We start from the raw sequence: 874 nt of genomic DNA on the forward strand, positions 1-874 counted from the left end.
GTCTTTAGAGTAGTGAATTATGAATATCATGCCTTGGCATGCTGAGTTGGTCGAGACAATCTCAGATTTAGAAAAAAGAGACGCATTACCTCATGCGGTTATGTTATCAGGCGGAGAAGGCTTAGGTGTCGATGTGCTTGCGCATACTCTAGCTAGGGCATTGCTGTGTGAATCGCCTGCTTCTGGTTATCCCTGCGGACAGTGCAAAGCTTGTCATTTGATGGAGGCAGGGAGCCACAACGACTTTATGTCTCTTGAGCTAGAAGAGGACGCAAAGCAAATTAAAATTTCTCAGGTGAGAAGCTTGGTTGATTTCGTTAGCGAGTCTAGCATGCGTGGCGGACATAAGGTTGCGGTGATCAATCCGGTCGAAGACTTAAATATCGCCGGTTCAAACGCCTTACTAAAAACGCTTGAAGAACCAGCAGGCGATACGATTATATTTCTCGTTGCGCAGCGTCAAGAAGCTGTATTGGCAACTATTCGTTCTCGTTGCCAGATCTTAAACATCCAGCCGCCCTCACATGAAGATGCTTTATCGTGGTTAATGCAGAGTTTGCCTGCTGCAGATTCTGATGTTGTTCATTCATGCTTGAGTATCTCGAATGGCGAGCCAGTTACAGCGATGCGATTTATTGAGCAAGACGCTTGGGGTCAGCAAAAAACTATGATTGAAGGGCTTGGTGCGGCCGTTAAGCGTAAAAAAACAGTCAGCGATTTGGCTGAGTCATGGGCGGATGACTATTTGCAGGATCGACTCGTTTGGCTGATTCAATGGATCGAGCAAATGATTCGTTTTAGTTCGACGGAAGATGAGAGCGTCTTTTTAAACGCTGATAGCGTTGCAATGCTTAAGTATTTGGCAGGCAAGGCG

1 protein-coding gene is annotated in these 874 nt (G+C 46.1%); it reads left to right on the plus strand.

The genetic code is table 11. From position 1 onward, the window contains the following. Positions 1-19 precede the first annotated feature (19 nt). Positions 20-874: DNA polymerase III subunit delta' (gene holB, locus A3762_RS19095; RefSeq protein ID WP_068757141.1), on the plus strand; the 855-nt coding region annotated here is incomplete at its 3' end.

The organism is Oleiphilus sp. HI0125, from assembly GCF_001635355.1.